Annotated in this window: 25 protein-coding genes; 14 read left to right on the top strand and 11 right to left on the bottom strand. The window is 63.6% G+C overall.

The features are described 5' to 3' along the window. Positions 1 to 20 precede the first annotated feature (20 nt). Complete coding sequence (locus tag KK131_RS04675; RefSeq protein WP_214555530.1) at positions 21 to 1571, bottom strand: oligopeptide:H+ symporter; 1551 nt, start codon at positions 1569 to 1571, stop codon at positions 21 to 23. A gap of 275 nt (positions 1572 to 1846) precedes the next feature. On the opposite strand from KK131_RS04675, the gene KK131_RS04670 reads away from it, so the two are divergent. The 4 genes from KK131_RS04670 to KK131_RS04655 all read left to right on the top strand — a co-directional run bounded on the left by KK131_RS04670 (position 1847) and on the right by KK131_RS04655 (position 4304). After that, complete coding sequence (locus KK131_RS04670; RefSeq protein ID WP_214555529.1) at positions 1847 to 2221, top strand: diacylglycerol kinase; 375 nt, start codon at positions 1847 to 1849, stop codon at positions 2219 to 2221. Between the two features lie 84 nt (positions 2222 to 2305). After that, positions 2306 to 2923 carry a LemA family protein gene (locus KK131_RS04665; protein ID WP_214555528.1) on the top strand — a complete coding sequence of 206 codons (618 nt, stop codon included), beginning with the start codon at positions 2306 to 2308 and terminating at the stop codon, positions 2921 to 2923. Beyond that, positions 2923 to 3801, top strand: a complete 879-nt coding sequence (locus tag KK131_RS04660) for a TPM domain-containing protein (protein ID WP_214555527.1) — start codon at positions 2923 to 2925, stop codon at positions 3799 to 3801. Before KK131_RS04665 ends, KK131_RS04660 begins: the two co-directional genes overlap by 1 nt. Beyond that, positions 3801 to 4304, top strand: coding sequence for a TPM domain-containing protein (locus KK131_RS04655; protein WP_214555526.1), 504 nt, complete (start codon positions 3801 to 3803; stop codon positions 4302 to 4304). The genes KK131_RS04660 and KK131_RS04655 overlap by 1 nt, the downstream gene beginning before the upstream one ends. A 111-nt stretch (positions 4305 to 4415) precedes the next feature. Here the strand turns inward: KK131_RS04655 and KK131_RS04650 are convergent, their stop codons facing one another. Then, positions 4416 to 6383, bottom strand: coding sequence for a S9 family peptidase (locus tag KK131_RS04650; RefSeq protein WP_214555525.1), 1968 nt, complete (start codon positions 6381 to 6383; stop codon positions 4416 to 4418). Between the two features lie 230 nt (positions 6384 to 6613). Between KK131_RS04650 and lgt the strand changes: the two genes are divergently transcribed. Continuing rightward, positions 6614 to 7429 carry a prolipoprotein diacylglyceryl transferase gene (gene lgt, locus KK131_RS04645; protein ID WP_214555524.1) on the top strand — a complete coding sequence of 272 codons (816 nt, stop codon included), beginning with the start codon at positions 6614 to 6616 and terminating at the stop codon, positions 7427 to 7429. A 68-nt stretch (positions 7430 to 7497) separates the two neighbouring features. Here lgt and KK131_RS04640 read toward each other — a convergent pair whose 3' ends face one another. Beyond that, positions 7498 to 8511, bottom strand: coding sequence for a TIGR00266 family protein (locus KK131_RS04640; RefSeq protein WP_214555523.1), 1014 nt, complete (start codon positions 8509 to 8511; stop codon positions 7498 to 7500). A gap of 92 nt (positions 8512 to 8603) precedes the next feature. Here KK131_RS04640 and KK131_RS04635 point away from each other — a divergent pair, with 92 nt between their 5' ends. The 3 genes from KK131_RS04635 (at position 8604) to KK131_RS04625 (ending at position 10438) form a co-directional block, all read left to right on the top strand. After that, on the top strand, positions 8604 to 9398 hold the full coding sequence (locus tag KK131_RS04635) for a thymidylate synthase (protein ID WP_214555522.1): 795 nt from the start codon (positions 8604 to 8606) through the stop codon (positions 9396 to 9398). Positions 9399 to 9524: 126 nt separating this feature from the next. Beyond that, entirely contained in the window at positions 9525 to 10013 is a 489-nt protein-coding gene (locus KK131_RS04630; RefSeq protein ID WP_214555521.1) for a dihydrofolate reductase, read from the top strand. 26 nt (positions 10014 to 10039) lie between these two features. Beyond that, positions 10040 to 10438, top strand: a complete 399-nt coding sequence (locus tag KK131_RS04625; RefSeq protein ID WP_214555520.1) for an NUDIX domain-containing protein — start codon at positions 10040 to 10042, stop codon at positions 10436 to 10438. Here the strand turns inward: KK131_RS04625 and coaE are convergent. From coaE to pilB, 5 genes are all read right to left on the bottom strand, one after another. Continuing rightward, positions 10428 to 11048 carry a dephospho-CoA kinase gene (gene coaE / locus KK131_RS04620; protein ID WP_214555519.1) on the bottom strand — a complete coding sequence of 207 codons (621 nt, stop codon included), beginning with the start codon at positions 11046 to 11048 and terminating at the stop codon, positions 10428 to 10430. The genes KK131_RS04625 and coaE overlap by 11 nt on opposite strands. Continuing rightward, the gene (locus KK131_RS04615; protein ID WP_214555518.1) at positions 11045 to 11902 is read right to left on the bottom strand and encodes an A24 family peptidase; all 858 of its coding nucleotides are present in this window, start codon (positions 11900 to 11902) and stop codon (positions 11045 to 11047) included. Before KK131_RS04615 ends, coaE begins: the two co-directional genes overlap by 4 nt. 14 nt (positions 11903 to 11916) lie before the next feature. Next, positions 11917 to 12309: an endonuclease domain-containing protein gene (locus KK131_RS04610; protein ID WP_214555517.1), complete on the bottom strand. Its 393-nt coding sequence runs from the start codon at positions 12307 to 12309 to the stop codon at positions 11917 to 11919. 150 nt (positions 12310 to 12459) lie between these two features. Continuing rightward, complete coding sequence (locus KK131_RS04605) at positions 12460 to 13731, bottom strand: type II secretion system F family protein (RefSeq protein WP_214555516.1); 1272 nt, start codon at positions 13729 to 13731, stop codon at positions 12460 to 12462. Positions 13732 to 13876: 145 nt separating this feature from the next. After that, positions 13877 to 15598 carry a type IV-A pilus assembly ATPase PilB gene (gene pilB / locus KK131_RS04600; protein WP_214555515.1) on the bottom strand — a complete coding sequence of 574 codons (1722 nt, stop codon included), beginning with the start codon at positions 15596 to 15598 and terminating at the stop codon, positions 13877 to 13879. Between the two features lie 369 nt (positions 15599 to 15967). On the opposite strand from pilB, the gene KK131_RS04595 reads away from it, so the two are divergent. From KK131_RS04595 to KK131_RS04570, 6 genes are read left to right on the top strand one after another with little or no spacing between them, the layout of a single operon-like run. Beyond that, entirely contained in the window at positions 15968 to 16822 is an 855-nt protein-coding gene (locus tag KK131_RS04595; RefSeq protein ID WP_214555514.1) for a glycosyltransferase family 2 protein, read from the top strand. Further along, on the top strand, positions 16815 to 17975 hold the full coding sequence (locus KK131_RS04590; RefSeq protein ID WP_214555513.1) for a glycosyltransferase family 4 protein: 1161 nt from the start codon (positions 16815 to 16817) through the stop codon (positions 17973 to 17975). The genes KK131_RS04595 and KK131_RS04590 overlap by 8 nt, the downstream gene beginning before the upstream one ends. Continuing rightward, a complete protein-coding gene (locus KK131_RS04585; RefSeq protein ID WP_250887058.1) occupies positions 17968 to 18735 on the top strand; it encodes a class I SAM-dependent methyltransferase in 768 nt (255 codons plus the stop codon). The genes KK131_RS04590 and KK131_RS04585 overlap by 8 nt, the downstream gene beginning before the upstream one ends. After that, positions 18732 to 19805 (top strand): glycosyltransferase family 4 protein, encoded by a 1074-nt coding sequence (locus tag KK131_RS04580; RefSeq protein ID WP_214555512.1) that lies wholly within the window; start codon positions 18732 to 18734, stop codon positions 19803 to 19805. The genes KK131_RS04585 and KK131_RS04580 overlap by 4 nt, the downstream gene beginning before the upstream one ends. Next, positions 19798 to 20817, top strand: coding sequence for a class I SAM-dependent methyltransferase (locus KK131_RS04575; protein ID WP_214555511.1), 1020 nt, complete (start codon positions 19798 to 19800; stop codon positions 20815 to 20817). The genes KK131_RS04580 and KK131_RS04575 overlap by 8 nt, the downstream gene beginning before the upstream one ends. Next, on the top strand, positions 20814 to 21665 hold the full coding sequence (locus KK131_RS04570) for a glycosyltransferase (RefSeq protein ID WP_214555510.1): 852 nt from the start codon (positions 20814 to 20816) through the stop codon (positions 21663 to 21665). The genes KK131_RS04575 and KK131_RS04570 overlap by 4 nt, the downstream gene beginning before the upstream one ends. On the opposite strand, the gene KK131_RS04565 is transcribed toward KK131_RS04570, so the two are convergent. From KK131_RS04565 to KK131_RS04555, 3 genes are all read right to left on the bottom strand, one after another. Further along, positions 21662 to 22843, bottom strand: a complete 1182-nt coding sequence (locus tag KK131_RS04565; protein WP_214555509.1) for a polysaccharide biosynthesis C-terminal domain-containing protein — start codon at positions 22841 to 22843, stop codon at positions 21662 to 21664. The two genes, KK131_RS04570 and KK131_RS04565, sit on opposite strands and share 4 nt — an antisense overlap. 71 nt (positions 22844 to 22914) lie before the next feature. After that, positions 22915 to 24909, bottom strand: a complete 1995-nt coding sequence (locus KK131_RS04560) for a hypothetical protein (protein ID WP_250887059.1) — start codon at positions 24907 to 24909, stop codon at positions 22915 to 22917. Further along, positions 24906 to 26879, bottom strand: coding sequence for a tetratricopeptide repeat protein (locus KK131_RS04555; protein ID WP_345777214.1), 1974 nt, complete (start codon positions 26877 to 26879; stop codon positions 24906 to 24908). The genes KK131_RS04560 and KK131_RS04555 overlap by 4 nt, the downstream gene beginning before the upstream one ends. Positions 26880 to 26881 lie beyond the last annotated feature (2 nt).

Raw genomic sequence — 26881 nt, 5'->3', positions numbered from 1 at the left:
CGCGCGACGGGGCCGGCGGATCACGCCGGCGTGTTGAATTCCTCGCTGCGCACGGCCGGCAGCGGGTTGTTGGCGACGGAATCGGAATGGCTGCTCGACAGCTTCTTCATCAGCGGCAGCATCGCCAGCGCGATCACCGTGCAGGCGATGCCGGCGAAGCCGAGCTTGTTGAACAGCGCGGTGTAGATCGGCAGCGACACCAGCGGGTCCTTGATGTCGGTGGGGATGCTGGCGAAGTTCGCCACCACGCTGCCCAGGTACTGCGAGATGCCGGACGCGACGTAGTAGGCGCCCATCATGAAACCGCCCATCCGCGCCGGCACGTAGCGCGCGATCATCGCCAGGCCGAGGCCCGACACCAGCAGCTCGCCCAGCGAATACAGGCCGTAGCCCCACACCATGATCCACGACGAGACCTGGCCGTTCACCGCGAAGCGGGCGCCGACGCCGTAGATGAAGAAGCCGATCGCCACCGCGGCGAAGCCCCAGGCGAACTTGGCCGCCACCGACGGATTCCTGCCGACCTTGCCCATGGTGTTGTAGATGAACACCAGCACCGGGCTCAGCAGCACGATCCAGATCGCATTGAGCGACTGGAACTGCTCGGGAATCCAGTTGAACAGGTGCAGGCCGAACAGGTCGAACGAGAGGTCGACGTTGCGCTGCGCGAACAGGTTCAGCGAGGTCGACATCTGCTGGTAGAAGATGAAGAAGAAGATCGTCTGCACGGTCAGCACCAGTGCTGCGATCAGGCCGGCGCGCTCATGCTGCTCGCTGCTGCTGATCAGGTACGCGAAGATGCCCAGGATCACCACGCCGGCGGCGTACACGCACCATTGGGCGACGGTCTGGTCCTGCAGGATGAAGGCAGAGACGAACACCATGCCGATCGCGGCCAGCAGCACCACGCCGAGGCGCTTGACGTCCACCGGCTTGTCGTCGGCCGGCGAGCCGATGTGCGCCAGCGTGCGATGCATCAGCGTGTAGTTGACCAGGCCGAGGATCAGGCCGATCGCGCAGACGCCGAACGCGGTATGCCAGCCCCAGGCGTCGCCGTATTTGGCGCCCACGTAGTCGCGGATCCACGGGGTCAGCAGCATCGAGATGGTCGAGCCGACGTTCACCGCCATGTAGTAGATGGTGAAGGCGCTGTCGATCTTAGTGTCGTCGCCCTCGTAGATCTTGCGCACCAGGTTGCCGGCATTCGGCTTGAAGAAGCCGTTGCCGACGATGATCACGCCGAGCGCGATGTACAGGAAGTAGGCGTTGTTGGTGGGAATCCACAGCATCGCGTAGCCCAGCGTCAGCACCACGGCACCGAGCAGCATGGTGCGGCGGGTGCCGATCAGCTTGTCGCCGACCCAGCCGCCGATCGCCGGCGTGGCGTAGATCAGCGCCGCGGCGGCGCCCCAGATCAGGTTGGCCTTGCTGTCGGCGAAGCCGAGCCGCTTCACCATGTAGGTGACCATCAACACCTGCATGCCGTAGAAGCCGAAGCGCTCCCACATTTCGATCAGGAAGACGGTGCTGAAGGACCGCGTCTGCGAGACGGGCGGATTCTGGGTTGCCATAGGTTTTCCGTGCGTGATCCAAACGGTGGCGCGTGCCGGCACGCGCCAGTGCCATGTGGCCCATGGACGGGCCACAACCGGCGAAGCGTAACCCATTCGCCATCACGCTGTAGCTGCACTGCGGCAAGACGCCAACCCGCGCCGAACGCCCGCTGCCGGCGCTTGTGGCATCATCGGCCGCTCGAACCGGCCTGTTCCAGGGGAGTTTTGCCGTCCATGTCCACCATTGCATTGACATTGCCGGAGCGTTCGCGGCCAGCCGGGCGTCGCCGCTGATGGCCGCCGAGGGTTTTCGCGGTCCGAAACAGGTCTGGAATGCGTTCCTGTGGTCGATGAAGGGGCTTCGGGCCGGTTGGCGGCACGAGGCCTCGTTCCGGCTGGAAGCCTGCCTGGCGGTGGTGCTGATCCCGCTCGGATTGTGGCTGGGGCACGGCGGGGTGGAAAAATTCATCCTGATCCTGGCGCCGATGCTGGTGCTGTCGGCCGAGCTGCTGAATTCGGCGATCGAGGCGGTGGTCGACAAGGTAAGCCCGGAATTCAACGAACTGGCCGGTCGCGCCAAGGACATGGGCTCCGCCGCGGTATTCGTGTTGCTGATGCTGGTGGTGCTGAGCTGGGCGTTGATCCTCGGGCCGCGCCTGTTCGGTTAGCGCGCGCGTTCACTCCGTGCTGACACGATTGCGGCGGATGGCGTGGGATGATGGAATGGCCTTCCACCGGATCGGAGCGACTCCATGAAACTTCTGCGCCATCTCGTGCTGTTGCTGCTTGCCTTCGGCCTGAGCGGCTGCGGCTACAACGCCATCCAGAAGCAGGACGAGGCAGTCAAGGCGGCCTGGTCCGAAGTGCTGAACCAGTACCAGCGCCGCGCCGACCTTGTGCCGAACCTGGTCAATACGGTCAAGGGCTACGCCCAGCACGAAGAGAAGGTCTTCATCGAAGTGACCCAGGCGCGTGCCAAGGTGGGCAGCCTGCAGGTCAATGCCGATTCGCTGAACGATCCGCAGAAGCTGCAGCAGTTCCAGGCCGCGCAGGGCGAGCTGGGCAACGCGCTGTCGCGGCTGATGGTGGTCAGCGAGAACTACCCGCAGCTCAAGGCCGACGGCCTGTTCCAGAACCTGCAGGCGCAGCTGGAAGGCACCGAGAACCGCGTCACCGTGGCGCGCAACCGCTACGTGCAGGCGGTGCAGGCATACAACGGGATGATCCGCACCTTCCCGAACAACATGACCGCGAAGATCTTCGGCTACAAGGTGAAGCCGAACTTCACCGTGGACAACGAGAAGGCGATTTCCACCGCGCCGAAGGTGGACTTTGGCACCACCGCGCCGGCACCTGCCGCGACGCATTGATGATGCCCCGGCGCTGCCCGCGCCACTGGCTGCTGCTGGTACTGCTGCTGCCGGTGCTGCTGCACGCGGCCGCTGCCGTGCCGAAACTGGCACGGCACGTCACCGACCTCACCGGCACGCTGACCACGCAGCAGGTCGACCAACTGGACGCGCAGCTGACGGCGCTGGAACGGGCCAAGGGCGCGCAGCTGGTGGTGCTGATGGTCGGCAGCACCGGCGAGCAGGATATCGAGGGCTATTCGCTGGCGGTGGCCGAGGCGAACAAGGTGGGCCGCAAGGGTACCGACGACGGTGTCCTGCTGCTGGTCGCGAAGGACGACCGCCGCGTACGCATCGAGGTGGGCTACGGCCTGGAAGGCGCGATTCCCGATGCGGCCACCGCGCGGATCATTCGCGAATACATCGCGCCGAAGTTCCGCGGCAACGATTACTTCGGCGGCATCAGCGATGCGGTCGGCGCGCTGACCCAACTGATCGACGGCGAGCCGCTGCCGCCGCCGGTGCGGGGCTCGCCCGGCGACGGGCGTTCCGGCCTCGGGCTGGAGCAGGGCTTGATGATTGCCGTGTTCGCGGCGCTGTTCCTGCGCGGCATCTTCGGCCGGGCCAGGGCGTGGCTGCGCGCGCCGCTGGGTGCCGTGGCGGTCGGCGGCTTGCTGTGGCTGCTGATCTCGATGGGTGCCGGCATCCTCGGTGCGTTGATCGGCGGCGTGCTGATGCTGATGCCCGGGGGCGCCGGCCGCTCGATCGGCGGCGGTGGCTGGGGCGGCTTCGGTGGCGGCGGTTGGGGTGGCGGCAGCGGCGGCGGAAGTTTTGGCGGCGGCGGCTTCAGCGGTGGCGGCGGCAGCTTCGGCGGCGGCGGTTCTTCGGGGAGCTGGTGATGGCGCGCATGCAGCGATTGTGGACGAACCTGTTCGGCGGCTGGTTCCAGCTGTCGCGGCGCTTTCCGGCGGCGCTGCTGGATGAGATGGCCGCGACGATCGCTGCGGGCGAACGCCGTCACCTGGGCGAAATCCGCTTTGCGGTCGAATCGCGACTGGCGCCGCTGGCCGTGCTGGATGGCCTCGACGCCACGACCCGCGCGCGCCAGGTATTTGCCCAGTTGCGGGTATGGGATACCGAGCGCAACAGCGGCGTGCTGTTCTACGTGCTGATGGCCGAGCACCGCATCGAGATCGTCGCCGACCGCGGCATCGCGGCGAAAGTGGCGGCGGACGAGTGGGATGCGGTCTGCGCGCGCATGCGCGAATGCTATGCACGCGGAGAGTGGCGCCAGGGCAGCCTCGCCGGCATCGCCGCCGCGAACGCGTTGCTGGAGCGGCATTTCCCCGGCGACGGCAAGGCCAATCCCGACGAGCTGGCGGACCGGCCGGTGCTGCTTTGAGAGAGGAACGCTTCGCAGATAGTCCGGTTGCCGGGTGTCTCGCGCAATCCGGCGTGCCCGAAAAACAGGGAAGGCGCCGAAGCGCCTTCCCCATCCAGCCTGCCCGAATGATCAGGGAGCGGATGCGCCGGGCCCGATGTTCTTTTCCAGAAATGCCTGCAGCCGGTTGTAGAACTCGATGTTGTTCTTCTCGTCGTAGAAGCCGTGGCCTTCGCCCGGCTTGCTCAGCCACTCGTACGGCTTGTGCGCGGCGTCGAGCGCGGCCCGCATCGCCTTGGCCTGCGCGAACGGCACGCGCTTGTCGTCTTCGCCGTGAACCAGCAGTACCGGTACGTCGATCTTGTCGGCCAGCTTGTCGGGCGAATTGGCGTCGAGGTCGGCATCATTCTTGCCGATGACCATATTCAGGTAGCTGCGGCCCGATTCGCTTTCGCGGATGTCGCCTTTCTTGTACATCATCTTCAGGTCATAGACGCCCGCGTAGCCCACCGCGCACTTGAACATGCCTGGCGCGCGGATCGTGGTCATCATCGCCGAGTAGCCGCCGAAGCTGCCGCCGTAGACGCAGACCCGCTTGGGATCGGCATAGTTCTCCGCGATCGCCCACTTCACGCCGTCGATCAGGTCCTGCTGGATGCGGGTGCCCCATTTCAGGTAGCTGGCCTCCTGGAAGTCCTCACCGCGGCCGCTGGAGCCGCGATAGTTCACTTGCAGCACGAGATAGCCGCGGTTGGCGAGGAACTGGGCGTTGTTGTCGTAAGACCAGTCGTCCTGTACGCCGATCGGGCCACCGTGCGGCAGCAGCACCATGGGCAGGTTGCTCTCGGCGACGCCACGGGGGATCGTGAGTATCGCCTCCAGCTCCAGACCGTCGCTGGCCTTGAAGTGCAGCGGGCGACGCTCGGCCATCTTCGCTGGATCGATCCACGGCGCCGTGGCGAACAGCTTGAACACCTTGTAGTTGTGCGTGTCGATCAGGTAGTAGGTGCCCGGATCGCGGTCACTGCTCACCTCGAACAGCACCTTGCCGCCATCCTCGCTGAAATCGATGAAGTGGACGTAGTTGCCGGGGAATTTCAGGCTCAACGCGCGATGCAGTTTTGCTATGGGCATGTTCGGATCGATGTAACTGACCTTTGGTACGCCGGTGGCCGGCGCCGTGGCGAACGGCTGGTACGGAAAAGCTGTCCATTGGATATCGCCGATGCTGCTGAAGCTGTCGCTGGCGAGCACCTTGCGGTTGCCACCGTTCTCATCCTGTTCCACCAGCGCAGTGGGACCGCCGCCAGCGTTGTATTCAGCGTAGATGCCCTGTTTGTCCGGAGTGAAAAAGATCGGTGTAAAGCTGCCGCCAACCTGGGCGGGCGTCATCCTTGTCCAGCCCGCTGCCTGCTGGTGGTAGACGACGTAGTCGTAGTTGTCGTTGCGCCCGTAAGCAAAGTGGGCTTTGCCATCGGCGCCGACCATGAAACTCATGCCGCCGACGTTGACTTGGCCGATCAGATGACGGGTGTTCTTGCTTGCGTCGACGTCGTACAGCGTGCTGGTATCGGTGTTCTCCCAACTCTGCGTGCCCATGTAGAAGTGGCCATTGGCTGGCAGCGGCTTACTTTCGACGAAGCCCCAGCCGCGATCGGTGCCACGCGTTGCGGCACGCGTGCCGTACTTCAGGCTATCGCGGCCGTAGAGATAGTCCTGATTCTTGCCGTCCAGATCGGTGGCGATTACTTCACCGGTCAGGAAAGGCTTGTCAATCGAGCCGTACACCTTGCCTTTGTCCACTACCAGCCGGGTATTGCTGACCCAGGTGATATCGGCAGCAATCTCGTATTTTGGCATGCGCAATATGCTCACCGGCTGCTTCATGTCATCCACCGTGTAGACGGCCAGCATGTGCGAATCGCTGTCTGGGTCGTTCATGTTCACGGCGAGGTACTGCCCATTCGGTGATAGCCGCGGCATCGTCAATAGCGGATGGTGCGCGAAATCTTCTACCGGGATCAGATCGGCCGCTGCGGCAGCGGCAGGCAGCAACAGGCAGGCAGCGGCCAGCGCGGTCCGCGCAAAACGGTAGGACATCGGATTTCCCCCTGATACGCTCCGTGTGTGGTGAGTCGACTCGTCTGGAGCGGCAGCGAGCCGGCTGAATGCGGACATCCCCGATCACAGTAACCACTGCCTCTCCCGTCCCCAGGTGCAGGCAGCGTTCCCAGCGATTCTAGCGCCCGCGCTGTCCGGATAAAAAGAGCGACTGACGCGAAGCATTCCCGGCCCGCTACACTTGTGTTTTGTCAGCCGGCCTGGTCGCCATGTCCCAGCCCTTCATTGTCGATTTCGATCCCGTCGCCTTCCACCTCGGCCCGGTCCAGGTGCATTGGTACGGCCTGATGTACCTCCTCGGCTTTTTCTTCGTGGCGGTGCTGGGCGAATACCGGCGCAGGCGCGGGCGGCTCCCGGTCAGCCGCGATGCGCTGGGCGACCTGCTGTTCTACGGCATGCTGGGCGTGATCGTCGGTGGGCGCGTGTGGTACATGCTGTTCTACGCCGACATCGACTGGATCTGGACCGCGCCGCAGACGCTGTTCAAGGTGTGGGACGGCGGCATGAGCTTCCACGGCGGCCTGCTCGGCGTGCTGGCCGCGGGCTGGTGGTGGTCGCGCAAGCAGAAGCTGCACTTCTTCGACACCATCGACTTCGTGGCGCCGCTGGTGCCGATCGGACTGGGGCTGGGCCGGCTCGGAAACTTCATCAATGGCGAGCTGTGGGGCAAGCCCAGCGACGTGTCGTGGGCGATGATCTTCCCGCAGGCGCCGGACCGGCTGCCGCGGCATCCCTCGCAGTTGTACGAGATGCTGCTGGAAGGCGTGGTGCTGTTCGCGGCGCTGTGGCTCGTCTCGCTGAAGCCGCGGCCGCGCTACCTGGTGTCCGGCCTGTTCGCGTTGCTGTACGGCTGCTTCCGTTTCGCAGTGGAGTTCGTGCGCGTGCCCGATCCGCAGCTCGGCTACCTGTTCGGCACGCAGTGGGTGACGATGGGGCAGATGCAGTCGCTGCCGCTGATCGCGGTCGGGCTGGTGCTGCTCGCGCTGTCGCGTCGCGCGCCGACCTTGCCGCTGGCCAGCGCCTGACGCAGCTCCCGCAGGGCGGGCAGTGCCCGCCCTGCGCAACCGAGTTCAGGTGAGCCGGTAGGGGTGGATCAGAAGTTGCGGTCGCCGCCGATGATGTCGCCCAGGCCGCCAAGCAGCGAGCCCTCGCCGCGGCGCTGGCCGCCGCCTTGCGGCGCTGCCGCCAGCATGCGCCCGGCCATGCGCGAGAACGGCAGCGACTGCAGCCATACCGTGCCCGGCCCGGTCAGCGTGGCGAGGAACATGCCTTCGCCGCCGAACAGCATGCTCTTGATGCCGCCGACGGGCTTCACGTCCATGTTCACCGTGTCGTGGAACGCGACCACACAACCGGTGTCCACGTCGAGCCGCTCGCCAGCCTTCAGCTCACGCTGTACCACGGTGCCGCCGGCGTGCACGAACACCCAGCCGTCGCCTTCGAGTTTCTGCATGATGAAACCCTCGCCGCCGAACAGGCCGGTGAGGATCTTGCGCTGGAAGAAGATGCCCAGCTGCACGCCGCGCGCGCCGGCCAGGAACGCATCCTTCTGGCAGATCAGCCGGCCGCCGTGGTCGGACAGCTTCATCGCCATCACGGTGCCGGGGTAGGGCGCGGCGAACGCCACCTTCGCCTTGCCCTGGCCGGCATGCGTGAACACCGTGGTGAACAGGCTCTCGCCGGTGATCACGCGCTTGCCGGCGGACAGCAGCTTGTCCATCAGGCCGCCGCCGCTCTGGCCGCCGCTGGATCCGTCGCCGAACACGGTATCCATCTGCACCGCGGACTCCTTGTACATCAGCGCGCCGGCCTCGGCGATCGCGCTTTCGCCGGGGTCCAGCTCGATCTCGACGAACTGCATGTCGGTGCCGACGATGCGGTAGTCGATCTCGTCGGCGCGGCCGCTGCCCATCGACGCCGGCATCGGCGGCGGCGCCAGCGGCGTGCCGCCGAGCTCGGCCACGCTGCGGATCGGCTTCCATTCGGCAAACCCTTCGCACCAGCAATAGCCGTCCGGCTGGCGCTGGGCCTGTGCCCGCGCCGCGGCGTCGTCGAGCGGGCCGATCCGGTCGGTGTTCTTGCCGTAACTGAAAAACCACTGCGCCATGGTCCATCTCCTGGTCGAAAGGCCCGAGTCTAGGACGGGAAAGTGCGCTGCGGGAGTGACCGTTGTCATGCCCCACGGGCTAGAATTCGGCGATGCACGCCTATCTCGACCTGCTCCGCCATGTCCTCGACCATGGCACCGAAAAGACCGACCGCACCGGCACCGGCACGCGCAGCGTGTTCGGCTGGCAGATGCGCTTCGATCTCAACGAAGGCTTCCCGCTGGTCACCACCAAGAAGCTGCACCTGAAGTCGATCGTGCACGAGCTGATCTGGTTCCTGCGCGGCGACACCAATATCGCCTACCTGAAAGAACACGGCGTGCGCATCTGGGACGAGTGGGCCGATGCGCACGGCGACCTCGGCCCGGTCTACGGTCAGCAGTGGCGTGCCTGGCCTACCGCCGACGGCGGCGTGGTCGACCAGATCGCCTGGGTGGTCGACGAGATCCGGCGCAACCCGGACTCGCGCCGCCTGATCGTCAGCGCCTGGAACGTGGGCGAACTGTCGAAGATGGCGCTGATGCCCTGCCACACCATGTTCCAGTTCTACGTGGCGGACGGAAAACTCAGTTGCCAGCTGTACCAGCGTTCCGGCGACATCTTCCTCGGCGTGCCTTTCAACATCGCCAGCTATGCGCTGCTCACCCACATGGTGGCGCAGGTCTGCGGCCTGGGCGTGGGCGACTTCGTGCACACGCTGGGCGACGCTCACCTGTACAACAATCACCTGGATCAGGCGCGGCTGCAGTTGAGCCGCAAACCCTTGCCGCTGCCGCGGCTGAAGCTCGATCCCGCGGTGCGCTCGATCTTCGATTTCCGTTACGAGGACGTCGCGATCGAAGGCTACCGGTCGCATCCGGCGATCAAGGCCGCCGTCGCCGTATAGCGGCCGCGCAGGAACATGCGGAACCGGCGCGGCGCCGCCGCGGCCTGTTAATATCCGGCGTTGTCGGCGGCGTCATCCGCGGACGCGGGCCGTCCCACTGACCATCCAGCCTTCCAAGGATTCGCCATGGCTATTTCGCTGATTGCCGCACTCGACGAAAACTTCGCGATCGGCCGCAAGGGTCAGCTGCCCTGGCACCTGCCCGACGACCTGCGCTGGTTCAAGCAGCTGACCACCGGCAAGAACGTGCTGATGGGCTACAACACCGCCCTGTCGATCGGTCGCGCGCTGCCGGACCGGGTCAACCTGGTGCTGACGCGCCGCCACGAGGCGCCGTACCCGGGCCAGATCACCGTGCGCTCGATCGATGAAGCGCAGGCACGCTGCGACAACACCGGCCTGATCGTGATCGGTGGCGGCCTGGTGTTTGCCGAAGCGCTGCCGCGCGCCCGCCGCATGTATCTCACCTGGGTCAGTGCCGCGGTCGACGGCGCCGACGCGTTCTTTCCCGGCGTGCACTTCAGCGACTGGACCGAGGTCTCGCGCGTGCACCACAAGGCCGACGCCGAGCACGCCTACGACTTCGACATGGTCGAATACCTGCGCAGCAGCTGATGCCTGCATCCGTGTCGTGTGCAGTCATGCACGTGATGGCAGGGCTGCTGCTGGACGCCGACGGCCGCGTGCTGTTGGCGCAGCGTCCGCCCGGCAAGCACCTGGCCGGGTTGTGGGAGTTCCCCGGCGGCAAGCTCGAACCCGGCGAGACGCCGCTGGCGGCACTGGCGCGCGAACTGCGCGAGGAGCTGGGCGTCACGCTGCAGCACGCCGAACCGCTGATCGCGCTGCCATGGAATTACGGCGGACGCGGACTGCTGCTCGATGCCTGGCGGGTCGATGCGTGGATCGGCGAGCCGCGCCCGCTGGAAGGGCAGGCGCTGCAATGGCAGTTTCCCGCCCTGGTGGACATGGCGATCCTCACCCCGGCGGACTGCCCGGTTTTGCAAGCCCTGATCGAGGCACGCGGCGCTCCTACCGGTTGAGTGCCAGGGTCAGATAGCGCCGGTGCAGTTCGGCCACGGCGGTGTCGAGGGCGGCTTCGTCGCCGCTGTTCTCGATCACGTCGTCGGCCAAGGCCAGGCGTTCGGCGCGGCTGGCCTGGTGGGCCAGCATGCGGCGGGCGAGGGTTTCGCCGATGCCGTCGCGGGCGATCAGGCGGGCGATCTGCACGGATTCGGGGGCGTCGACGAGCAGCACGCGGTCGACCCAGCGGTAGTGTTCGATGTTCTCGGCCAGCAGCGGAATCGCCAGCAGGCAATACGGCCCGCGCTCGGCCAGCGCGCGTTCGTGCAGCCACTGGCGCACGCGCGGATGGATGATCGCCTCCAGCGTCCTGCGCGCCGCGGGATCGGCGAACACGCGCTGGCGCATGGCCGCGCGATCCAGCCGGCCCGAACCATCCAGCGCCCCCACGCCGAACGCGTCGATCACTTCGGCCAGCCCGGGCGTGCCCGGTTCGATCACCTCGCGGGCGGCCACGTCGGCATCGTGCACGTGCACGCCCAGCGCCTCGAAACGCCGCGTCACCGCCGTCTTGCCGGCGGCGACGCCACCGGTCAGGGCGACTGCCAGGGCGTGCGGCCGCGCGTTCACCGCAGGCCGGTCAGTTGCATGTAGCCCTGCAGCAGGTCCGGGCCTGCCACGAACCAGACCCAGCCGGCGGCGGCGATGAACGGGCCGAACGGCATCGGGATCTCGCGTTCATGCTTGCGCAGCGCGATCAGGGTACCGCCGACCAGCGCGCCGATCAGCGACGACAGCAGGATGATCGGCAGCAGCGCCACCGGCCCCATCCACGCGCCCAGCGCGGCGAGCAGCTTGAAGTCGCCGTGGCCCATGCCTTCCTTGCCGGTGAGCAGCTTGAACACCCAGTACACGCTCCACAGGCTCAGGTAGCCGATCGCCGCGGCCAGGATCGACGCCGGCGCGGTGACGAACATCGGCAGCAGCGACAGCAGCAGGCCCAGCCACAGCAGCGGCAGGGTCAGCTGGTCGGGCAGCAGCTGGGTGCGGAAGTCGATGCCGGACAGCGCGATCAGGGTCCAGGTCAGCGCCAGTCCGGCCAGCGCGGCCCACGACGGCCCGAACTTCCACACGATCACCGCGCTCAGCACGCCGCTGAGCAGTTCCACCAGCGGGTACTGGATCGAAATCCTCGCCTGGCAGTAGCGGCAGCGCCCGCGCAGCAGCAGCCAGCCGAACAGCGGGATGTTGTCCAGTGCCGACAGTGGATGCTTGCAATGCGGGCAGTGCGACGGTTCGCGCACGATGCCCGGCGGCAGCGGCGCGACGTCGGCCTGCAATTCCAGCACATCCCGCGCCTCCTGCCGCCATGCCGCCGCCATGCGCGCGGGCAGGCGCAGGATCACCACGTTGAGAAAGCTGCCTACCAGCAGCCCGAGCACGCCGGCCAAGGCGATCCACAGGGCAAAGGGAAGTTCGGGCATGCGTCGGCCTTGCTCTAAAGCCCCTCCCCCGTCGGGGGAGGGGTTGGGGAGAGGGTACGGTCAAGCGCGACGGTCAAAATCGCCTCGAGCACCGCGTCGGTTTCCTGCAACACCTGATTGTCCCAGAATCTCAGGACAAGCAAACCCTGACGTTCGAGAGCATGTGTACGCGTGTTGTCGATTTCTTCGCTGTGCTGTGAACCGTCCAGCTCGATGACCAACTTGAGCTCATCGCAGTAAAAGTCCACGACGTAGGGCGGTATGGGATGTTGACGGCGAAACTTGAATCCACTCAGGCGTCGCGCACGCAGGTGGTACCACAGCTTGTGTTCCGCATCAGTGCCTGCGGTTCGCAGCGACTTCGCCGTATTGAGCGTGTGCGTGGGTAGTGGCGGCTTGGGGTCCATCGCTCGAGCGTACCCTCTCCCCCACCCCTCTCCCGAGGGGAGAGGGGCTCCAGAAGCAGGTGCGGGATTTCTGAAAGCGCCTCTTCCTTCGGGAGAGGGGTGCGGGTTTGCCGCGATGCTTGATTCCCCAAGCATCAGCAATGTCAGGAATCAGAACGTGCCGGCGAGCTTGAAGATCGGCAGGTACAGGGCGATCACCATGCCGCCGACCAGGGTGCCCAGCACGACCATGATGATCGGTTCGAGCAGGGTGGACAGGGTGTCGACGGCGTTGCTGACCTCTTCCTCGTAGAACTCGGCGACCTTGAACAGCATGTTGTCCAGCGCGCCGGACTCTTCGCCGATGGCGGTCATCTGCACCACCATGTTCGGGAACAGGCCGGTCTGCTTCATCGCCAGCTGCAGCTGGTGGCCGACCGAGATGTCGTCGCGCATCTGCTTCACGGCATCGCCGTAGACCACGCTGCCGGTGGCGCCGGCCACCGCATCCAGCGCCTCGACCAGCGGCACGCCGGCGCGGAACGTCACGCCCAGGGTGCGGGCGAAGCGGGCGATCGCCGAGTTGCGCACGATATTGCCCATCACCGGCATCTTCAGCGCCATGCGGTCGAGGAAGTGGGCGAATTTCACCGAACGTTTCTTGGCGATGATGAGTGCGGCAATGCTGCCGCCGATCACGCCGATCACCACCCACCAGTAGCTCTGCATGAACTCCGAGGCGGTCACCAGCAGCTGGGTCGGGGCGGGCAGCTGGGCGCCGGCGTCCTGGAAGGTCTTGGCGAACACCGGCACCACGAACAGCAGCATGATCAGGCAGACCATGAACACCACGGCCAGCACCATCATCGGGTAGAACAGCGCCTTCTTGATCTTCTTCTTGATCGCCTCCGTGCGCTCCTTGTAGGTCGCCACGGTGTCCAGCACGGTATCCAGCACGCCGGACGTTTCGCCGGCGTGCACCAGGTTGCAGTACAGCTCGTCGAACTGCACCGGGTAGCGCGCCAGCGCCTCATGCAATGCCGCGCCGCCCTCGATGTTCTGCTTCACGTCGAGCAGGATGTTCTTGAAGCGGACGTTCTTCTGGCCGTCGGCGATGATGTCGAAGGACTGCACCATCGGCACGCCGGATGCCATCATGGTGGCGATCTGGCGGCTGAACACGGCCACGTCGCCCGGCTTGACCGTACTGCCGCTGGCGCCGAACAACGGCTTGGCACGCTCGCGCACGGTCTGCGGGTTCATGCCCTGGCGGCGCAATTCGGCCTTGACCAGCGAGGCGTTCTTCGCCGGCATGTCGCCCTTCATGCGCTTGCCGCGCTTGTCCAGCGCAACCCACTCGTACGTGGTCAGCTTGCTGACCTCGGCGCGCTGGGCACCGAGCTCACGCGCCTTGTTGATGTTCGTTGCGGTAGCCGTGGCCATGCGCATCTTCCCCCAGTGGTCCAGTCCCGGAGCCGTCCTTTGCGGGCGGCTGGCAAGGTATTGATACAGCTTATGTCATTTTTACGGCGCCAAACCGTGGCGCCGGACGCAAGTTCGATGCAACGGAGGTCCCAGAATCCGCCGCTTATTCCTTGGTGACGCGGTCGATCTCGGTCAGGCTGGTCAGGCCCTGCTTCACCTTGAGCAGGGCCGACGCGCGCAGGTCGTTGATGCCGGCGGCCTTGGCCACCTCGGCGATCTGCAGCGCATTGCCGCCTTGCAGGATGATCTTCTGGATCTCCTCCAGCATCGGCATCACCTGGTAGATGCCCACGCGACCCTTGTAACCCTCGTTGCAGCCGTCGCAGCCGACGGCCTCGTAGATGGTCAACCCCGCGTCGATGTCGGCCTGGGTGAAGCCGGCGTCCAGCAGCACCTTGGGCGGCAGCTCGATCGGCTTCTTGCATTCGTGCAGGCGCCGCGCCAGGCGCTGGGCGATGATCAGGGTCACCGACGAGGTGATGTTGTACGGCGCGATGCCCATGTTCATCAGGCGCGAGATGGTCTGCGCGGCATCGTTGGTGTGCAGGGTGGACAGCACCATGTGGCCGGTCTGCGCCGCCTTGATCGCGATTTCGGCGGTCTCCAAATCGCGGATCTCGCCGACCATGATCACGTCCGGATCCTGGCGCAGGAACGAACGCAGCGCACTGGCGAAGGTCATGCCGCGCTTCACGTTCTGCTGCACCTGGTTGATGCCCTCGACGCGGATTTCCACCGGGTCTTCCACCGTCGAGATATTGCGCTCGGCGGTGTTGAGCATGTTCAGGCCGGTGTACAGCGACACCGTCTTGCCCGAGCCGGTGGGGCCGGTGACCAGCACCATGCCGTAGGGCTTGTGGATCGCGTCGACGTACAGCTTCTGCTGGTCCGGCTCGTAGCCCAGCTTCTCGATACCGATCTTTGCCGACGAGCCGTCCAGGATGCGCAGCACGATCTTCTCGCCGAACAGCGTCGGCAGCGTGCTCACGCGGAAGTCGACCGCGCGGGTCTTGGACAGGTTGAGCTTGATGCGGCCGTCCTGCGGCACGCGCTTCTCGGCGATGTCGAGCTGGGCCATCACCTTGATGCGCGAGGAGATGCGGTTGGCCATCTTCATCGGCGGGTTGGCCACCGCCTTCAGCATGCCGTCCATGCGCAGGCGCACGCGGTACTGGGTCTCGAACGGCTCGAAATGGATGTCCGAAGCGCCGCGGCGGATCGCGTCGACCAGGATCTTGTTGACGAACTTCACCACCGGCGCATCGTCGTTCGCGTTCGCGTCGACGCCGGTGGATTCGGCCTCGTCGTCGCCGACCTCGATGTCCAGCTCGTCCAGCTCGCCGCCGCCCATGTCGGGCATGGTGTTGCGCAGATTGTTGAGCAGGCTCTCGATCACCCGCTGCAACGAGCCGCGTTCCACCAGGATCGGTTCCACCATGCAGTTGGAGTGGAACTTGATCTCGTCCAGCGCATGCGACTGCATCGGATCGGCGATGCCCACGTACAACCGCTTGCCGCGGCGGAACAGCGGCAGCGCCTGGTGCTTGGTGATCAGCGCCTCGCTGATCAGGTCCAGCGGCATCGTCGCCGGGTTCAGCACGCTCACGTCCATCATCGGCATGCCGAACTCGGCCGAGGCGATCCGCGTCAGCTCGGCGCCGTCGACCAGGTTGTGGTCCAGCAACCAGGCCCCCAGCGTGGCCTTCTGCTGGCCGCTGTCGGTCATGGCCTTGCGGACCACGTCCTCCGGCATCACCCCTTCCGACACCAGCCGGCGCGCCATGCCGGACAAGCCCATGAGCGACGGTTGCAATTGAGATGACATAACCTACTCGACCTTGCCCCTGTATGTTGTTGAATCTACCGCAGTCCGGCGCGCAGGTCACCCATTCCCTGCAGCTTGGAGACAGCAGGGTGATGCGGTGCACAAACTGCGCTCGTCCGCTGTTGCTCGGCCTTCTCTTTACCCTGGCTTGTCCCGCAGGAGCTTCCTTCGGTCCCCGGGGAGGTTGGCGACCACAGGGAGTCCTTCAGGTGATGGGGTAGCGCCTTTGCCCTCTGCCCAAGAACGACCCCGCCAGCCCTCCCTGGCGGGAGCAGAGCGCAGCCAGGCGTTCCCTCCAAACCCCGACCCCGTCCTCAACCTCTACCCAGCCTTCACGCTATGATCCCCCTTCACACGGGGAGCCATCTGTTGAACCGCCTGAGCATCATCCTGCCCGCCAAGAACGAGGCGCCCGCGTTGGCCGTCCTGCTGCCGCGCCTGCGCGTCGCCCATCCGGAGGCCGAGATCATCGTGGTCGACGACGGCTCCACCGACGACACCCGCGGCATCTGCAAGAGCAGCGGCGTCGAATGCCTGTCATCGCCGTACTCGATGGGCAACGGCGCGGCGATCAAGCGCGGCGCCCGCGCCGCCACCGGCGACATCCTGGTCTTCATGGATGGCGACGGCCAGCACGACCCCGCCGACATCAAGCGCCTGCTCGACCAGCTGGACCGCGGCTACGACATGGTGGTGGGCGCACGCGGCTGGGGCAGCCAGGCCGGTGTGGGCCGCGGCCTGGCGAACACCATGTACAACTGGCTGGCCACCCGCATGACCGGCCACCAGGTCGCCGACCTCACCTCCGGCTTCCGCGCCGCGCGCGCGGACAAGTTCCGCGAATTCCTGCACCTGCTGCCGAACGGCTTCAGCTACCCCACCACCAGCACCATGGCGTTCTTCCGCAGCGCCTACCCGGTCGCCTACGTCCCGATCAAGGCCGCCCAGCGCGTCGGCAAAAGCCACATCAGGCCCCTGCGCGACGGCCTGCGCTTCCTGCTGATCATCTTCAAGATCGCCACGCTGTACTCGCCGCTGAAGCTGTTCGTGCCGGCGAGCGTGGTGTTCTTCCTGATGGGTTGCGCCAACTATGCCTGGACGTTCGTGCACGAAGGCCGCCTGACCAACGGCAGCACGCTGCTGTGGAGCGCCGCGGTGATCGTGTTCCTGATCGGCTTGGTGTCCGAGCAGATCACCGGGTTGATGTATCGACGCGATGCCTGACGACCGTCAATCAAGTCCGCTGGCGTTGCTGGTGACGCGTAATTTTCCGCCGCTGCTCGGCGGCATGGAAAAGGTCAACCAGCATCTGCTTGCCGCATTGCGGCCGATTTGGCGCACTGCGCTATGCGGGCCGGCCGGGTGCGCTGAATACGTGCCGCCGGAAACGGAAGTCAGGCAAAGCAGGGTAAAGCCGTTGCCGGCGTTTGTGGTCGCCGCCCTGTGGCACACAGTTCACTTGGCATGGCGACGCAAACCCGAATGGGTCATTGCCGGCAGCGGTCTCACCGCACCGATTGCCTGGTTGGCGGCGCGATGTGCCGGGGGCAGGGCGGCCGTCTATCTGCACGGACTCGACGTCGTGGCGCCCAGTCGCGCGTACCAATGGTTATGGCTGCCTTTCATCCGGCGCTGTGACCTGGCTCTGGTGAATAGCGCAAACACGGCACGATTGGCACATGGTAACGGCGTGCGGTCTGACAGATTGCACGTGCTGCATCCGGGGACCGATTTGCCCGAGCTGGATGCCAAGGCGGCGCGTGATTTTCGCGAGCGCCATGGTTTCGGGCAGCGGCCGCTGTTGCTTTCGGTGGGGCGGTTGACCCAACGCAAGGGACTGGCCGAGTTCGTGGCGAAAGCGTTGCCGATCATTGTTTCCCATTATCGGGAAGCACTGCTTGTGGTCATCGGTGACGAGGCCAGTGATGCCTTGCATACGCGGACAGGTTCGGAGCGCGAGCGCATCCTCGCCGCGGCCCGCGATGCTGGCGTCGAGAGGAACCTGCGCTTTCTCGGACGCTGTGACGAGGCAACCCTTGGCGCGGCCTACCAGGCTGCCAACCTTCACATCTTCCCCGTACTTGAGTTGCCTGGCGATGTGGAAGGCTTTGGCATGGTGGCGCTGGAGTCGGCGGCACACGGTTTGCCCACCATTGCCTTTGCAGTAGGCGGTGTGTCCGATGCGGTGCAGGATGGACGGACCGGCACCCTGATCGAAACGGGTGACTACGGCAGTTTGGGCGAGGCGGTGATTCGCCAGCTTGCACAGACAAGCGATGGCTCGACTACAGCCATCTGCCGTGATTTCGCAGCCGGCAAGGCGTGGCCGGCCTTCGGCGAACGCCTGCGCAAGCTGCTGGGTGCGCCAAATGTCTGATACCCCATCGAACAACCATGGCAGTGACGTAAGCGACACGTCGATGGTGCGTCAGCCACACGCTGTACTCGATCTGCCATCACGTTGTTTCAAGGGCCTGAAGATCGAGCGACTGCTGGATCTGGCCAATCGCCCGCAGCCGATACGCATGCTTGAAGTTGGCACGGGCTCGGGGGGCATCGCCCATTACTTCGGTACGCACCCACGGTTGCGTTGCGATATCGATGCGGTGGACGTCCATGACAACCGACTGGTTACCGAGGGCTATCGTTACCACCAAGTGCAAGACACGCGATTGCCGTTCACCGATGAGTCTTTCGACGTCGTGCTGACCAATCATGTCATCGAACATGTCGGCGACGAGCAGGCGCAGCGTGCGCATCTGGCGGAACTGCATCGTGTACTGCGCCCCGGTGGCGTGGGTTATCTCGCCGTACCCAACCGCTGGATGCTGGTCGAGCCGCACTACAAGCTCGCCTTTCTCAGCTGGTTGCCACATGCATGGCGTACGCCGTATTTGCGTGCGATGGGGAGAGGCAGAGCGTATGACTGTGAGCCGCTGCAATTGGGCCAATTGGAGGGTTTGTTTGCGGGAGCAGGATTCAAGTACAGCAATCTCTGTATCGACGCCTTGCGTGCAACATTCGAGATCGAACGACCACAGGCGGCGACAACCCGCGTCTTGCGCAAGATCCCAGATGGCTTATTAGTACCGTGGTGCCGCATTGTTCCGACCTTGATTTATCGGTTCTGGTCATGATTACGGTTCCAGAAGGATCATCTGAAAGGCTGCGTGTCTGGTTGCCTGCGATCCGTGCCGGCAGTGGTGCTGATGTGTTCACGCTGCGACTGGCCGAGGCGTTACGCAAAGCAGGGCATGAGCCTTTGCTGCAATGGTTTGATCATCGCTACGAGCTTATGCCGTGGCGTTTAAAGCAAGTGGCTGCACCATCTGATATCGACTTGGTGCATGCGGGCAGCTGGCAGGGGTTTGCTTTCAAGCGTTCAGGGATTCCCTTGGTAGTGACAGAGCATCAGTATGTTGCCCATCCCGATTTCGCGCCCTATCGCAGGTTGCCCCAAGCGCTTTACCATCGTTTTTTTTGCGAACGCTGGGCCAGGCGCTCCTACGCGGTTGCCGATGCCGTCGTGACCGTTAGTGAGTACTGCGCTACCGCCATGCGGGCGGATATGGTCAAGCCGGTGACGGTGATTCACAACTGGGTTGATACCGAACGCTTTTCACCGGCGGATGCGGCTATTGACCATGGGTACGGCCGATTGCCGACCGACAGGTCGTTCCGCCTTCTTTTTGTGGGTAATCCATCACGTTGGAAAGGTGCCGACCTACTCCCCACGATCGCCTCTTTGCTTGGGGCGGAATTCGAAATTCATTGCATCGGCGGGCTGCGTACCAGCTTCGATATAGCTAGTTTGCCAAAGAACATGAAGTTGCTGCCCCGAATGGCTCTGGAGCGGATGCCTGAGTTGTATCGGTCAGTCGATGCGGCACTGATTCCCACACGTTATGAGTCTTTTGGTTATGTTGCTTTGGAGGCTATGGCGTGTGGATTGCCGGTACTTGGGTTCGATAGCTCTGGAACTGCCGAGGTTTGCCTGCAAGGCAAGACGGCGCTTCTGACGGAGGTGGACGATATACAGCAATTGGCGGCCCATGCCAGGCGGCTGCTTGCCGATCCTTCCCTATGCGTAGGAATGGGCGCGGCTGGGCGCCAGCGTGCGATCGCATGTTTCGGTGAGGCGCAGGCAATTGCCGCGTATCTGGATGTCTATCGACGGGTTACGGGAAAAGGGATGAGTCATGTCTGATTTGCAGAGCGCGGCCTGCTGGAGTGCCAGCGAGCTGGAGGTCGTGCCGGCATGCCCCGCGTGTGGCGCCGCGTCAGGTGGCTATCGTTATCAAGGATTGCACGATCAATTGGAGGGTGTACCGGGAGAGTGGAGCCTGCGTGATTGCTGCGCATGCGGCAGTCTGTTTCTCGACCCACGGCCAACGTTGCAATCCATCGGCAAGGCATATGCGTCCTATTACACGCATGGCTCGGGCACGTCGGCGTATGCCGATGACAACGGTCATTCGGTGTTCTGGAAGCTGGCCAATGGCTACATGAACGCGCGTTACGGCTCGCAGCGCTCACCGGCATTGGCGTCCGGAAGGTTTTTGCTTCCGTTAGCGCTTCCACTACGCCAGCAACTCGATTTTTTCTACCGGCATCTGCCCGTAAATCCGGGGCGCCTGCTGGATGTTGGCTGTGGTAATGGAGTGTTCCTGCTGCGGGCAAAGGCGGCTGGATGGAAGGTCATGGGGCTTGAGCCTGACCCGCTTGCTGCCGCAACCGTCCGGCGAGGTGGATTGGATGTTCATATCGGTACGCTGGATACCTTTTATGGGGCAGCATCATTCGATGTAGTTACTGCATCGCATGTCATCGAGCATGTGCACGATCCACGAATTTTCTTGAAACAGGTGTTCAAGCTATTGCATACCGATGGAACCATATGGCTTGCCACGCCCAACGTGCGGAGCTTGGGGCATCACCGATTCGGCAGGTCGTGGAGGGGGTTGGAGCCGCCTCGGCATCTCACGATATTTTCTGCGAAGGCTCTCAGGGCGATGTTGGTTGAAGCGGGCTTTTCGAATATCCGGTTTCGTCGTCGTGGTCGTGGAGCCGGCTATATCCTTCGGGCATCTCGCGAGCTGGTGCGGCAAGAAAAGGCCGATGCTCCAGTGTTGTCGACGAACCTGGTTGACCTGCGGGCTACCGCGGTAGCGACTGCGGCTGAGGAATTGGTTGTCACTGCCCGTAAGCTACACGAATGAGCAGACAAGTTGTCGGCCTTCTACTGAACTACCTGGATGCTGGGCGCAGTATTCGTTGTATCCAGTCACTGCTTGATGAGGGTGTATCGAAGGTTGTCGTATGGGACAACTCAGCCGATGGTGGCATGTCGGTCGATGCGATTCGTGTCGCCTTCGGTGACGATGAGCATCTCGATATACGTACAAGTGCTGTCAATCTCGGCTTTTCGGCAGGGGTCAACCGCGCCTTGGAGCATTGCGCAAAGTTTTTTCCGGGTGCGTGGGTTCTGCTGATCAACAACGATGCGCGTTTGTTGCCGGGTGGCCTGTCCAAGCTTGTCGACGCACTTGCGGTGAACCCGGTGGCGAAGCTTGCCTTCCCCAACATCAATCATGGAGGTCTTATCCTTGGTCGAGCCTATTGCCATCGGTTGACGGGCTTGTTGTCGTGGCGACCACGACGAGGCTTTTTTCCCTATGCCAGCGGTTGTTGCATGTTGGTCGCTACGGATCGGATCGAATTGCCCTTGTTTGATGAAGATTTTTTCATGTACGGCGAGGATTGGGAGTTGGGGTGGCGGTTCACCCTGCAGTCGGCTGTTGTCGAGCATATCGATGAAACACTGGTCGAACATGAAGGAGCCGCGAGCAGTGGACTGGGTTCGCCGTTCTATGAGGCGTCTATGGTGGCGGCACATTTAATACTGGCCCACAAGCTTGCAAAAACTCCTCTCGATGCATGTGTGCTATATGTGCTACGCGCAATCATGCTGGTCGCTCGCGCACTAATGCGTTCGATTCGCTTCCACTCATTCACTCCGTGCAAGGCGTTGTGGCATGGCGCGCGAATTGCTTTTGGAAAACGTTAGTCGTCGTTCTGCCACATTGTTTTTGCACTGCGAATCAAGTGATGACGGACCAGCCACCAGCCGATCACAGCCATGCTGAGTTCGGCAATGACCAGCGCCATGGCAAGCCCCCGGATTCCAAAATGTGGCGTCAGCACCAGCATGCCGACAACCAAGGCAAACACACCGCACAGCTCGAAGCCGATCCGTTCGCCAGGTCGTCCACGTGCGACAAGTATGGTGCCGGCCGCAAGGCGTAGCGACAAAAACGGAGCGACCGCAGCCAGCCAAGGCATCAATTTGGCTGTGCCGATAAAAGATTCGCCGAATAGCCAGGGCAGCAGCGGGCTGCACAAGGTCAGCATAAGCCCGCTGACCGTCCCCCAGGCTAGTGCCAGTATCAATATCAGATAGATCAGCCGGCGCCCCTCGCGAGTCGGCTCGCGAGCGTGACGAAACAAGCGCGGCTGCGAGGCAAGCAACATAGCGAATACGGGCGTCACTGCCGCCGCCATCACGCGTGAGGTAGCGGCGTAGACACCAGCGTCGTGGGTGCCTATTGCACGCACGGCGATGATCTTGTCCAGTTCGGATGGATTTGCCGCGACCAGATTCATGGCAGCGTAGGACGCACCTTCACGGAACTCATGCAGTGTGGCACGGCGTGGCCGCCAGTCGAGCTTGACGTATCGACGGGTGATCCATAGGCCGAGTCCAGCGCCAAGCATCGAGGCAAATAGCTGAAGTGTGGCGTACGCAGAGAGCCGCTGTTCGTCCACAAACCAGAAACACGGTAACGTGGCCACTATTTTCAGGCCCAGCGGCAACCATTGCACAGCTTGACTCAGCGGTACCCTCTCACGAGCCTGCAACGCAAAGCTCAACAGCATGGTGAACGGTGTCAGCAGCAATTCGGAAGCACCCAGCGCCAACAGGATATGCATCGATAACGACGGACGAGTGATGTAACCAGCCGCGATGACGTAAGCCACTAATAGAAATAAACCAAGCAATACCGTCATGGGCCATGCGTAACGCCATACATCAGCGGTTCCAGAGTCATCGTTTGTGTTGCGCGCAAGCATTACGAAGCCTGCGCCGAGGTTTGGCAGTAACCCAAGCACAACCGCGAGCGATGCCACCGCGGCGAGACTGCCATAGATGCGTGGCCCTAGGAGCCGTGTCAGAAGCACCAGCACGGCCGCCTGCGTCAGTATGCGCAAACCAAGTAGAGCGCTCGTTTGCAGACTGCTTCGTGCCAGTCTGCCTTTCACTCGATGCCCGGCATGCGGTTGGTTGTAGACGGAGGGATTTGGACTTGCAACTCTGCCAAGCTGCTGTCTAGGCGACCACCGATGTTCAGTGTTTCCAGTTGTCGGTAGGCATCCCTCGCCTTGTCCGTTTTGCCCAGCGCAATCAGCATCCGGATCAGAGTGATCTGATAGGCAGGTTCGTCCGGGCTAGTCTTGACGGATTCTTCAGTCATGCGTTCTCCGAGTGCGTGGTCATCCAGCACATTCCAAGCGTAGTCGCCGTATGTGGCAAGTAGACGGGCGCTAGGATTGGGGTGCGCCAGTGCGGCGATGAACGAATCCATCATGCGCCCACTGGGCAATTTGCAACGGTCTTCGCGTGCGCATTGAGTCAATGCGCCGAGTGAACTTTCATCTTGTACGCCGGGCTTGTGCGCTTGCAGCTTGGCAATCATGCTGTCCCACCAGGCATCCTTCAGCGGCAACTTCATGCGAGCATTCATGAAGATCAGCGCCTGTTCCGGCAGGATCGATGAGTTGGGTAGTGACGCAGACTTTTCCAGCGGCGCATAGGCTAGCTTGGTGAAGGGTGAGGCAGGGTCGTAGTGCGAATAAATGATGTAGGTGCGGCCCAGTTCGTATTGGGCCCGCGGTGATTGCGGCGCACGCGAAGCCAGATCCTCGGCCAATCGTAGAGGATTGCCCCAGGCGTAAGCCGTCATCGCAGTGAGTGCTGTCCAGCACAGCAGAAGCCCGGCAAGCAGTGTATGCCGCGGCAGCGCGAATGGCTGGCTGCGCGGAACAGCGAGCGGCGGTGTGATTGCCAGCAGCAAGCCAAAGCTGGCGAAGTAATTGCGATGTTCGTAGATCAGCTCCAAGGGCAGGATGGTGCCGGTAAGCAGCTGGCAGCCGAGGAACAAGGCGATGCCGAGCGCGGCCAGCGGGCGACGTGGGCGTAGCCACCATACCAATGCGATCAGGGCGGCAAGAACTACGATGGTTACTAGCGTGCTCCACGGCGTCAGAAGCCCGGTTGAGATCCGGAAATCGTCGTGGTAGAACGACAGCGCGTTTGGCGTGGGCAGCAGGATCCACGCAACGTAGTCGGTGACGATGCGTGCTTCGCTGAGTAGGCGTGTGCCGAGAGTAAAGTCGCGTGCCGCCCAGGTTTCCGGTTTCAGCACGCCGGGCAGCAGCCAGACCAATCCCAAAGCCATCGGCAGGGCGAGGACCAGAAGGAACAGGCCGATCAGGCGCAGATCTCGACGTCGTGAACGCCCTGTTTGATGCTCTACCGAGGATAGTGACGTTTCCCGTGGTCCGCCGAAACGAAATAGCGTCCATTCGATCAGCAGAGCGTACAAGGGCAGCATCACCGCAGTTTCCTTGGCCAGGATGCCGAAGACGGTCGGTACAGTGATGCTGGCCGCGCAAAGGATGAAGCCACCCCAGCGCGGTCCTTTCCGGCAAGGTGGGGTCAGCATGTGGTGGCGACCGGCGACGTAGCCGAGTAGCCCCAGTAGTACGAGGAGGTTGGCCATGCTCTCCATGCGCTGCACCACGTACAGCACGGCGGTGAGGTTGATCGGCAGCAGCATCCAGCCGGCGGCGATCAGCACGGCAACGAGGGAGGCGCGCGGATGCTTGCGGGCGGGATCGGATCGCAGCAGCGCCAGTGAGAGCAGATATACCAGCCAGCCGTTCAGCAGATGGATCAGCAGGTTGGTCAGCTTCATCCAGTAGGGATCAAGCCCGGTTGCCAGATAGTTGATGGCGAAGCTCAACGAGGCCAACGGACGCTTGAAGTCGCTGGCCGGCGAGGAAAGCGCGGCGCCGGCCAGTGATGAGAGACTGGCATCGTGTGGCTGTACGCCTTTGTTGTCGACGATGTTGGGGTAGTCGTCGAACAGGAAGCCGCCGGAGAGCCCCGGCCAGTACACGAGCAGGGTGATGGCGAAGGCGGCAAGCAGCGCTAGGAGACGCCACGGTGAGCGGCGAAGGAAGTCCGTCAAGCTGGGGCACCCGGTTGGAGGGAATGACTGGAAGTATTCCCGGAGCCCGCCTCGGCGTCGAGGGTGAGCTGATGCCGCAAGTGATCCAGTTCATGTTGCCAGTAATGCTGGCGTTTGAGTATCCAGGCATGCAGCCATGGCATGCCGAAGTCGGGTTTCATAGTATTTCCACTGACGGCCTCGTAATGGTCAAGCAGGCGCAGGCCGTGTGACGGGTAGCCGGTGCGACCCAGGGTCGCGGCAGCTTCGAGGGCCATGCCCGGTCGTACCTGCAGGTCGAGCGCACGGGTGAAAGCGGCCAGAGCCACATCCGGCTGGCCCTGTGCGAGCGCGATCTTGCCGCGCAGGTAGGTCAGATCCTGTTGCGGCCCGGCAGCGGACAGTTTCGGATTCTCAAGCCCGGTGTCGATCAACTTCTGCAGGCCTTGTGCAGTCAACCCGGGGCACCCGTCCGACATCGCCACAGGCAGCGTGCGCTCGAACCAGTTTGCGAAGAGGGTGCCGGTATTCGGTGTGCCTTGCATGGCGAGTTGCGCTGCAGCGAGATCGGTAGCTGTGATGCCGCCGGTCATGCAGCGCGCGCCGATCAGGTTGAAGGCGAGTTGCACCTGGCTTGGCTGGTTTGCGAGCAGCTTTTCCAGGCGCCGTATGGCCGCTTGCGGTTGCCCGGCCTGCATCTCGATCTGCGCGGCATTGGTTTGGGCGCGTGCCGAATCGGGGTTGATCCTGGCCCACAGCAAAGCTTGGTTGTGCACGTTGCCCCATAGTTCGGCGCGGGCGTGAGTCATCCAGGCCAGGCCCAGCGGCAGCGCCAGCATCAAGGTGTACTTGAACAGGCGTAGGCGGCGCGCATCGGCCAGCCACAGACCGAGCGGCCAGAACATCAGCAAGGCAGGCAAGTAGTTGCGATGCTCGAAATAGAGCTCCAGCGGTATCGAGGTGGACTCTAGCAACTGGCCGGCGAAGTAGAACAGTATGGCCAAGGCGAGCGCGGGGTGCCGCCGGCGTTGCCACCAGGCAAGCCCCACCAGGCCGAACACGGCCAACATGGCGGGCAGGGTGGTGACTGGCTGCAGCCACGAGGTCGAGGCGACGTACTGGTCATTGAAAAGTCCGCTGGAGAACGGGCGTGGCAGCCACAACAATTGCAGGTAGTCCAGCAGCACGCGCGGCTCGGTGAGCAGGCGCTGGCCGACACCCCATGGACGAAATCCGACCGGGCCATCGGCAAGCGCGCCATGGAGGCCGGTCCAGAGCAGGTAGCTGAGGATGGCGGCTGAAGGGACAATGCCGAAGGCGAGCAGTACCAAGCGATACGCTTGCCGCGCGCCTCCGTGGTGCATGGCGTGCCGTGGGGCGAGCACAACCAGCTCGATCAGCAAGGTAAGCATCGGCAGCAAGGCGCCGTTGGCCTTGGCCAGCACCCCAAGCACCGTGAAGCCTCCCAGGCCCAGCATGCTCCAGGTCAGTCCGGCCGCGGTTCTGCCCTGAGCCAATTGATGGCGGCCGTGCAGCCAGAGCAGCAGGCCGGCCATGGTGCACGTGGCCGGCAGCATGGCCTCGCGCTGCACGATGTACAACGTGGTGGAGACCAGCAGGGGATGCAGCAGCCAGAGTGCTGCCCCCAGCACGGCGGCTGTCTGGCTGCGCAGGTCTTCATGGCCCAGCAAGCGACCCAGTCGAGCCAGCAAGACGTAAAGCAAGACCCCATTGAGCAGGTGCAGGATCAGGTTGGTGCGCTTGAACGGGAACGGATCCGCGGGCCAGTCGTGGGTGTCAAGCAGGAACGTCAGTAGCGTCAGTGGGCGTCCCGTGGGGTCGGCGATGCCGGAAGTGATGTAGCGCCAGAATATCGGCCAGTTGTCCACCGGGCCGCCGGCTCCCAGCGTCGGCAGGTTACCGAAATCGTCGAACAGAAAACCGCCGTACAGGCCCGGGCGATAGGCCCAGATGGCGATGACGAGGGTCACAC

Source organism: Rhodanobacter sp. LX-99 (assembly GCF_018599185.1).
GTDB lineage: Bacteria > Pseudomonadota > Gammaproteobacteria > Xanthomonadales > Rhodanobacteraceae > Rhodanobacter.
Note: the sequence above shows the minus strand (reverse complement) of the source record. Positions and strands in the feature narration are given on the sequence as shown.

Excerpts from the sequence above, each read along its gene's own strand:
- KK131_RS04675 (WP_214555530.1), bottom strand. The coding sequence starts at position 1,571 with ATGGCAACCCAGAATCCGCCCGTCTCGCAGACGCGGTCCTTCAGCACC.
- KK131_RS04670 (WP_214555529.1), top strand. The coding sequence starts at position 1,847 with ATGGCCGCCGAGGGTTTTCGCGGTCCGAAACAGGTCTGGAATGCGTTC.
- KK131_RS04665 (WP_214555528.1), top strand. The coding sequence starts at position 2,306 with ATGAAACTTCTGCGCCATCTCGTGCTGTTGCTGCTTGCCTTCGGCCTG.
- KK131_RS04660 (WP_214555527.1), top strand. The coding sequence starts at position 2,923 with ATGATGCCCCGGCGCTGCCCGCGCCACTGGCTGCTGCTGGTACTGCTG.
- KK131_RS04655 (WP_214555526.1), top strand. The coding sequence starts at position 3,801 with ATGGCGCGCATGCAGCGATTGTGGACGAACCTGTTCGGCGGCTGGTTC.
- KK131_RS04650 (WP_214555525.1), bottom strand. The coding sequence starts at position 6,383 with ATGTCCTACCGTTTTGCGCGGACCGCGCTGGCCGCTGCCTGCCTGTTG.
- lgt (WP_214555524.1), top strand. The coding sequence starts at position 6,614 with ATGTCCCAGCCCTTCATTGTCGATTTCGATCCCGTCGCCTTCCACCTC.
- KK131_RS04640 (WP_214555523.1), bottom strand. The coding sequence starts at position 8,511 with ATGGCGCAGTGGTTTTTCAGTTACGGCAAGAACACCGACCGGATCGGC.
- KK131_RS04635 (WP_214555522.1), top strand. The coding sequence starts at position 8,604 with ATGCACGCCTATCTCGACCTGCTCCGCCATGTCCTCGACCATGGCACC.
- KK131_RS04630 (WP_214555521.1), top strand. The coding sequence starts at position 9,525 with ATGGCTATTTCGCTGATTGCCGCACTCGACGAAAACTTCGCGATCGGC.
- KK131_RS04625 (WP_214555520.1), top strand. The coding sequence starts at position 10,040 with ATGCACGTGATGGCAGGGCTGCTGCTGGACGCCGACGGCCGCGTGCTG.
- KK131_RS04615 (WP_214555518.1), bottom strand. The coding sequence starts at position 11,902 with ATGCCCGAACTTCCCTTTGCCCTGTGGATCGCCTTGGCCGGCGTGCTC.
- KK131_RS04610 (WP_214555517.1), bottom strand. The coding sequence starts at position 12,309 with ATGGACCCCAAGCCGCCACTACCCACGCACACGCTCAATACGGCGAAG.
- KK131_RS04605 (WP_214555516.1), bottom strand. The coding sequence starts at position 13,731 with ATGGCCACGGCTACCGCAACGAACATCAACAAGGCGCGTGAGCTCGGT.
- pilB (WP_214555515.1), bottom strand. The coding sequence starts at position 15,598 with ATGTCATCTCAATTGCAACCGTCGCTCATGGGCTTGTCCGGCATGGCG.
- KK131_RS04590 (WP_214555513.1), top strand. The coding sequence starts at position 16,815 with ATGCCTGACGACCGTCAATCAAGTCCGCTGGCGTTGCTGGTGACGCGT.
- KK131_RS04585 (WP_250887058.1), top strand. The coding sequence starts at position 17,968 with ATGTCTGATACCCCATCGAACAACCATGGCAGTGACGTAAGCGACACG.
- KK131_RS04580 (WP_214555512.1), top strand. The coding sequence starts at position 18,732 with ATGATTACGGTTCCAGAAGGATCATCTGAAAGGCTGCGTGTCTGGTTG.
- KK131_RS04575 (WP_214555511.1), top strand. The coding sequence starts at position 19,798 with ATGTCTGATTTGCAGAGCGCGGCCTGCTGGAGTGCCAGCGAGCTGGAG.
- KK131_RS04570 (WP_214555510.1), top strand. The coding sequence starts at position 20,814 with ATGAGCAGACAAGTTGTCGGCCTTCTACTGAACTACCTGGATGCTGGG.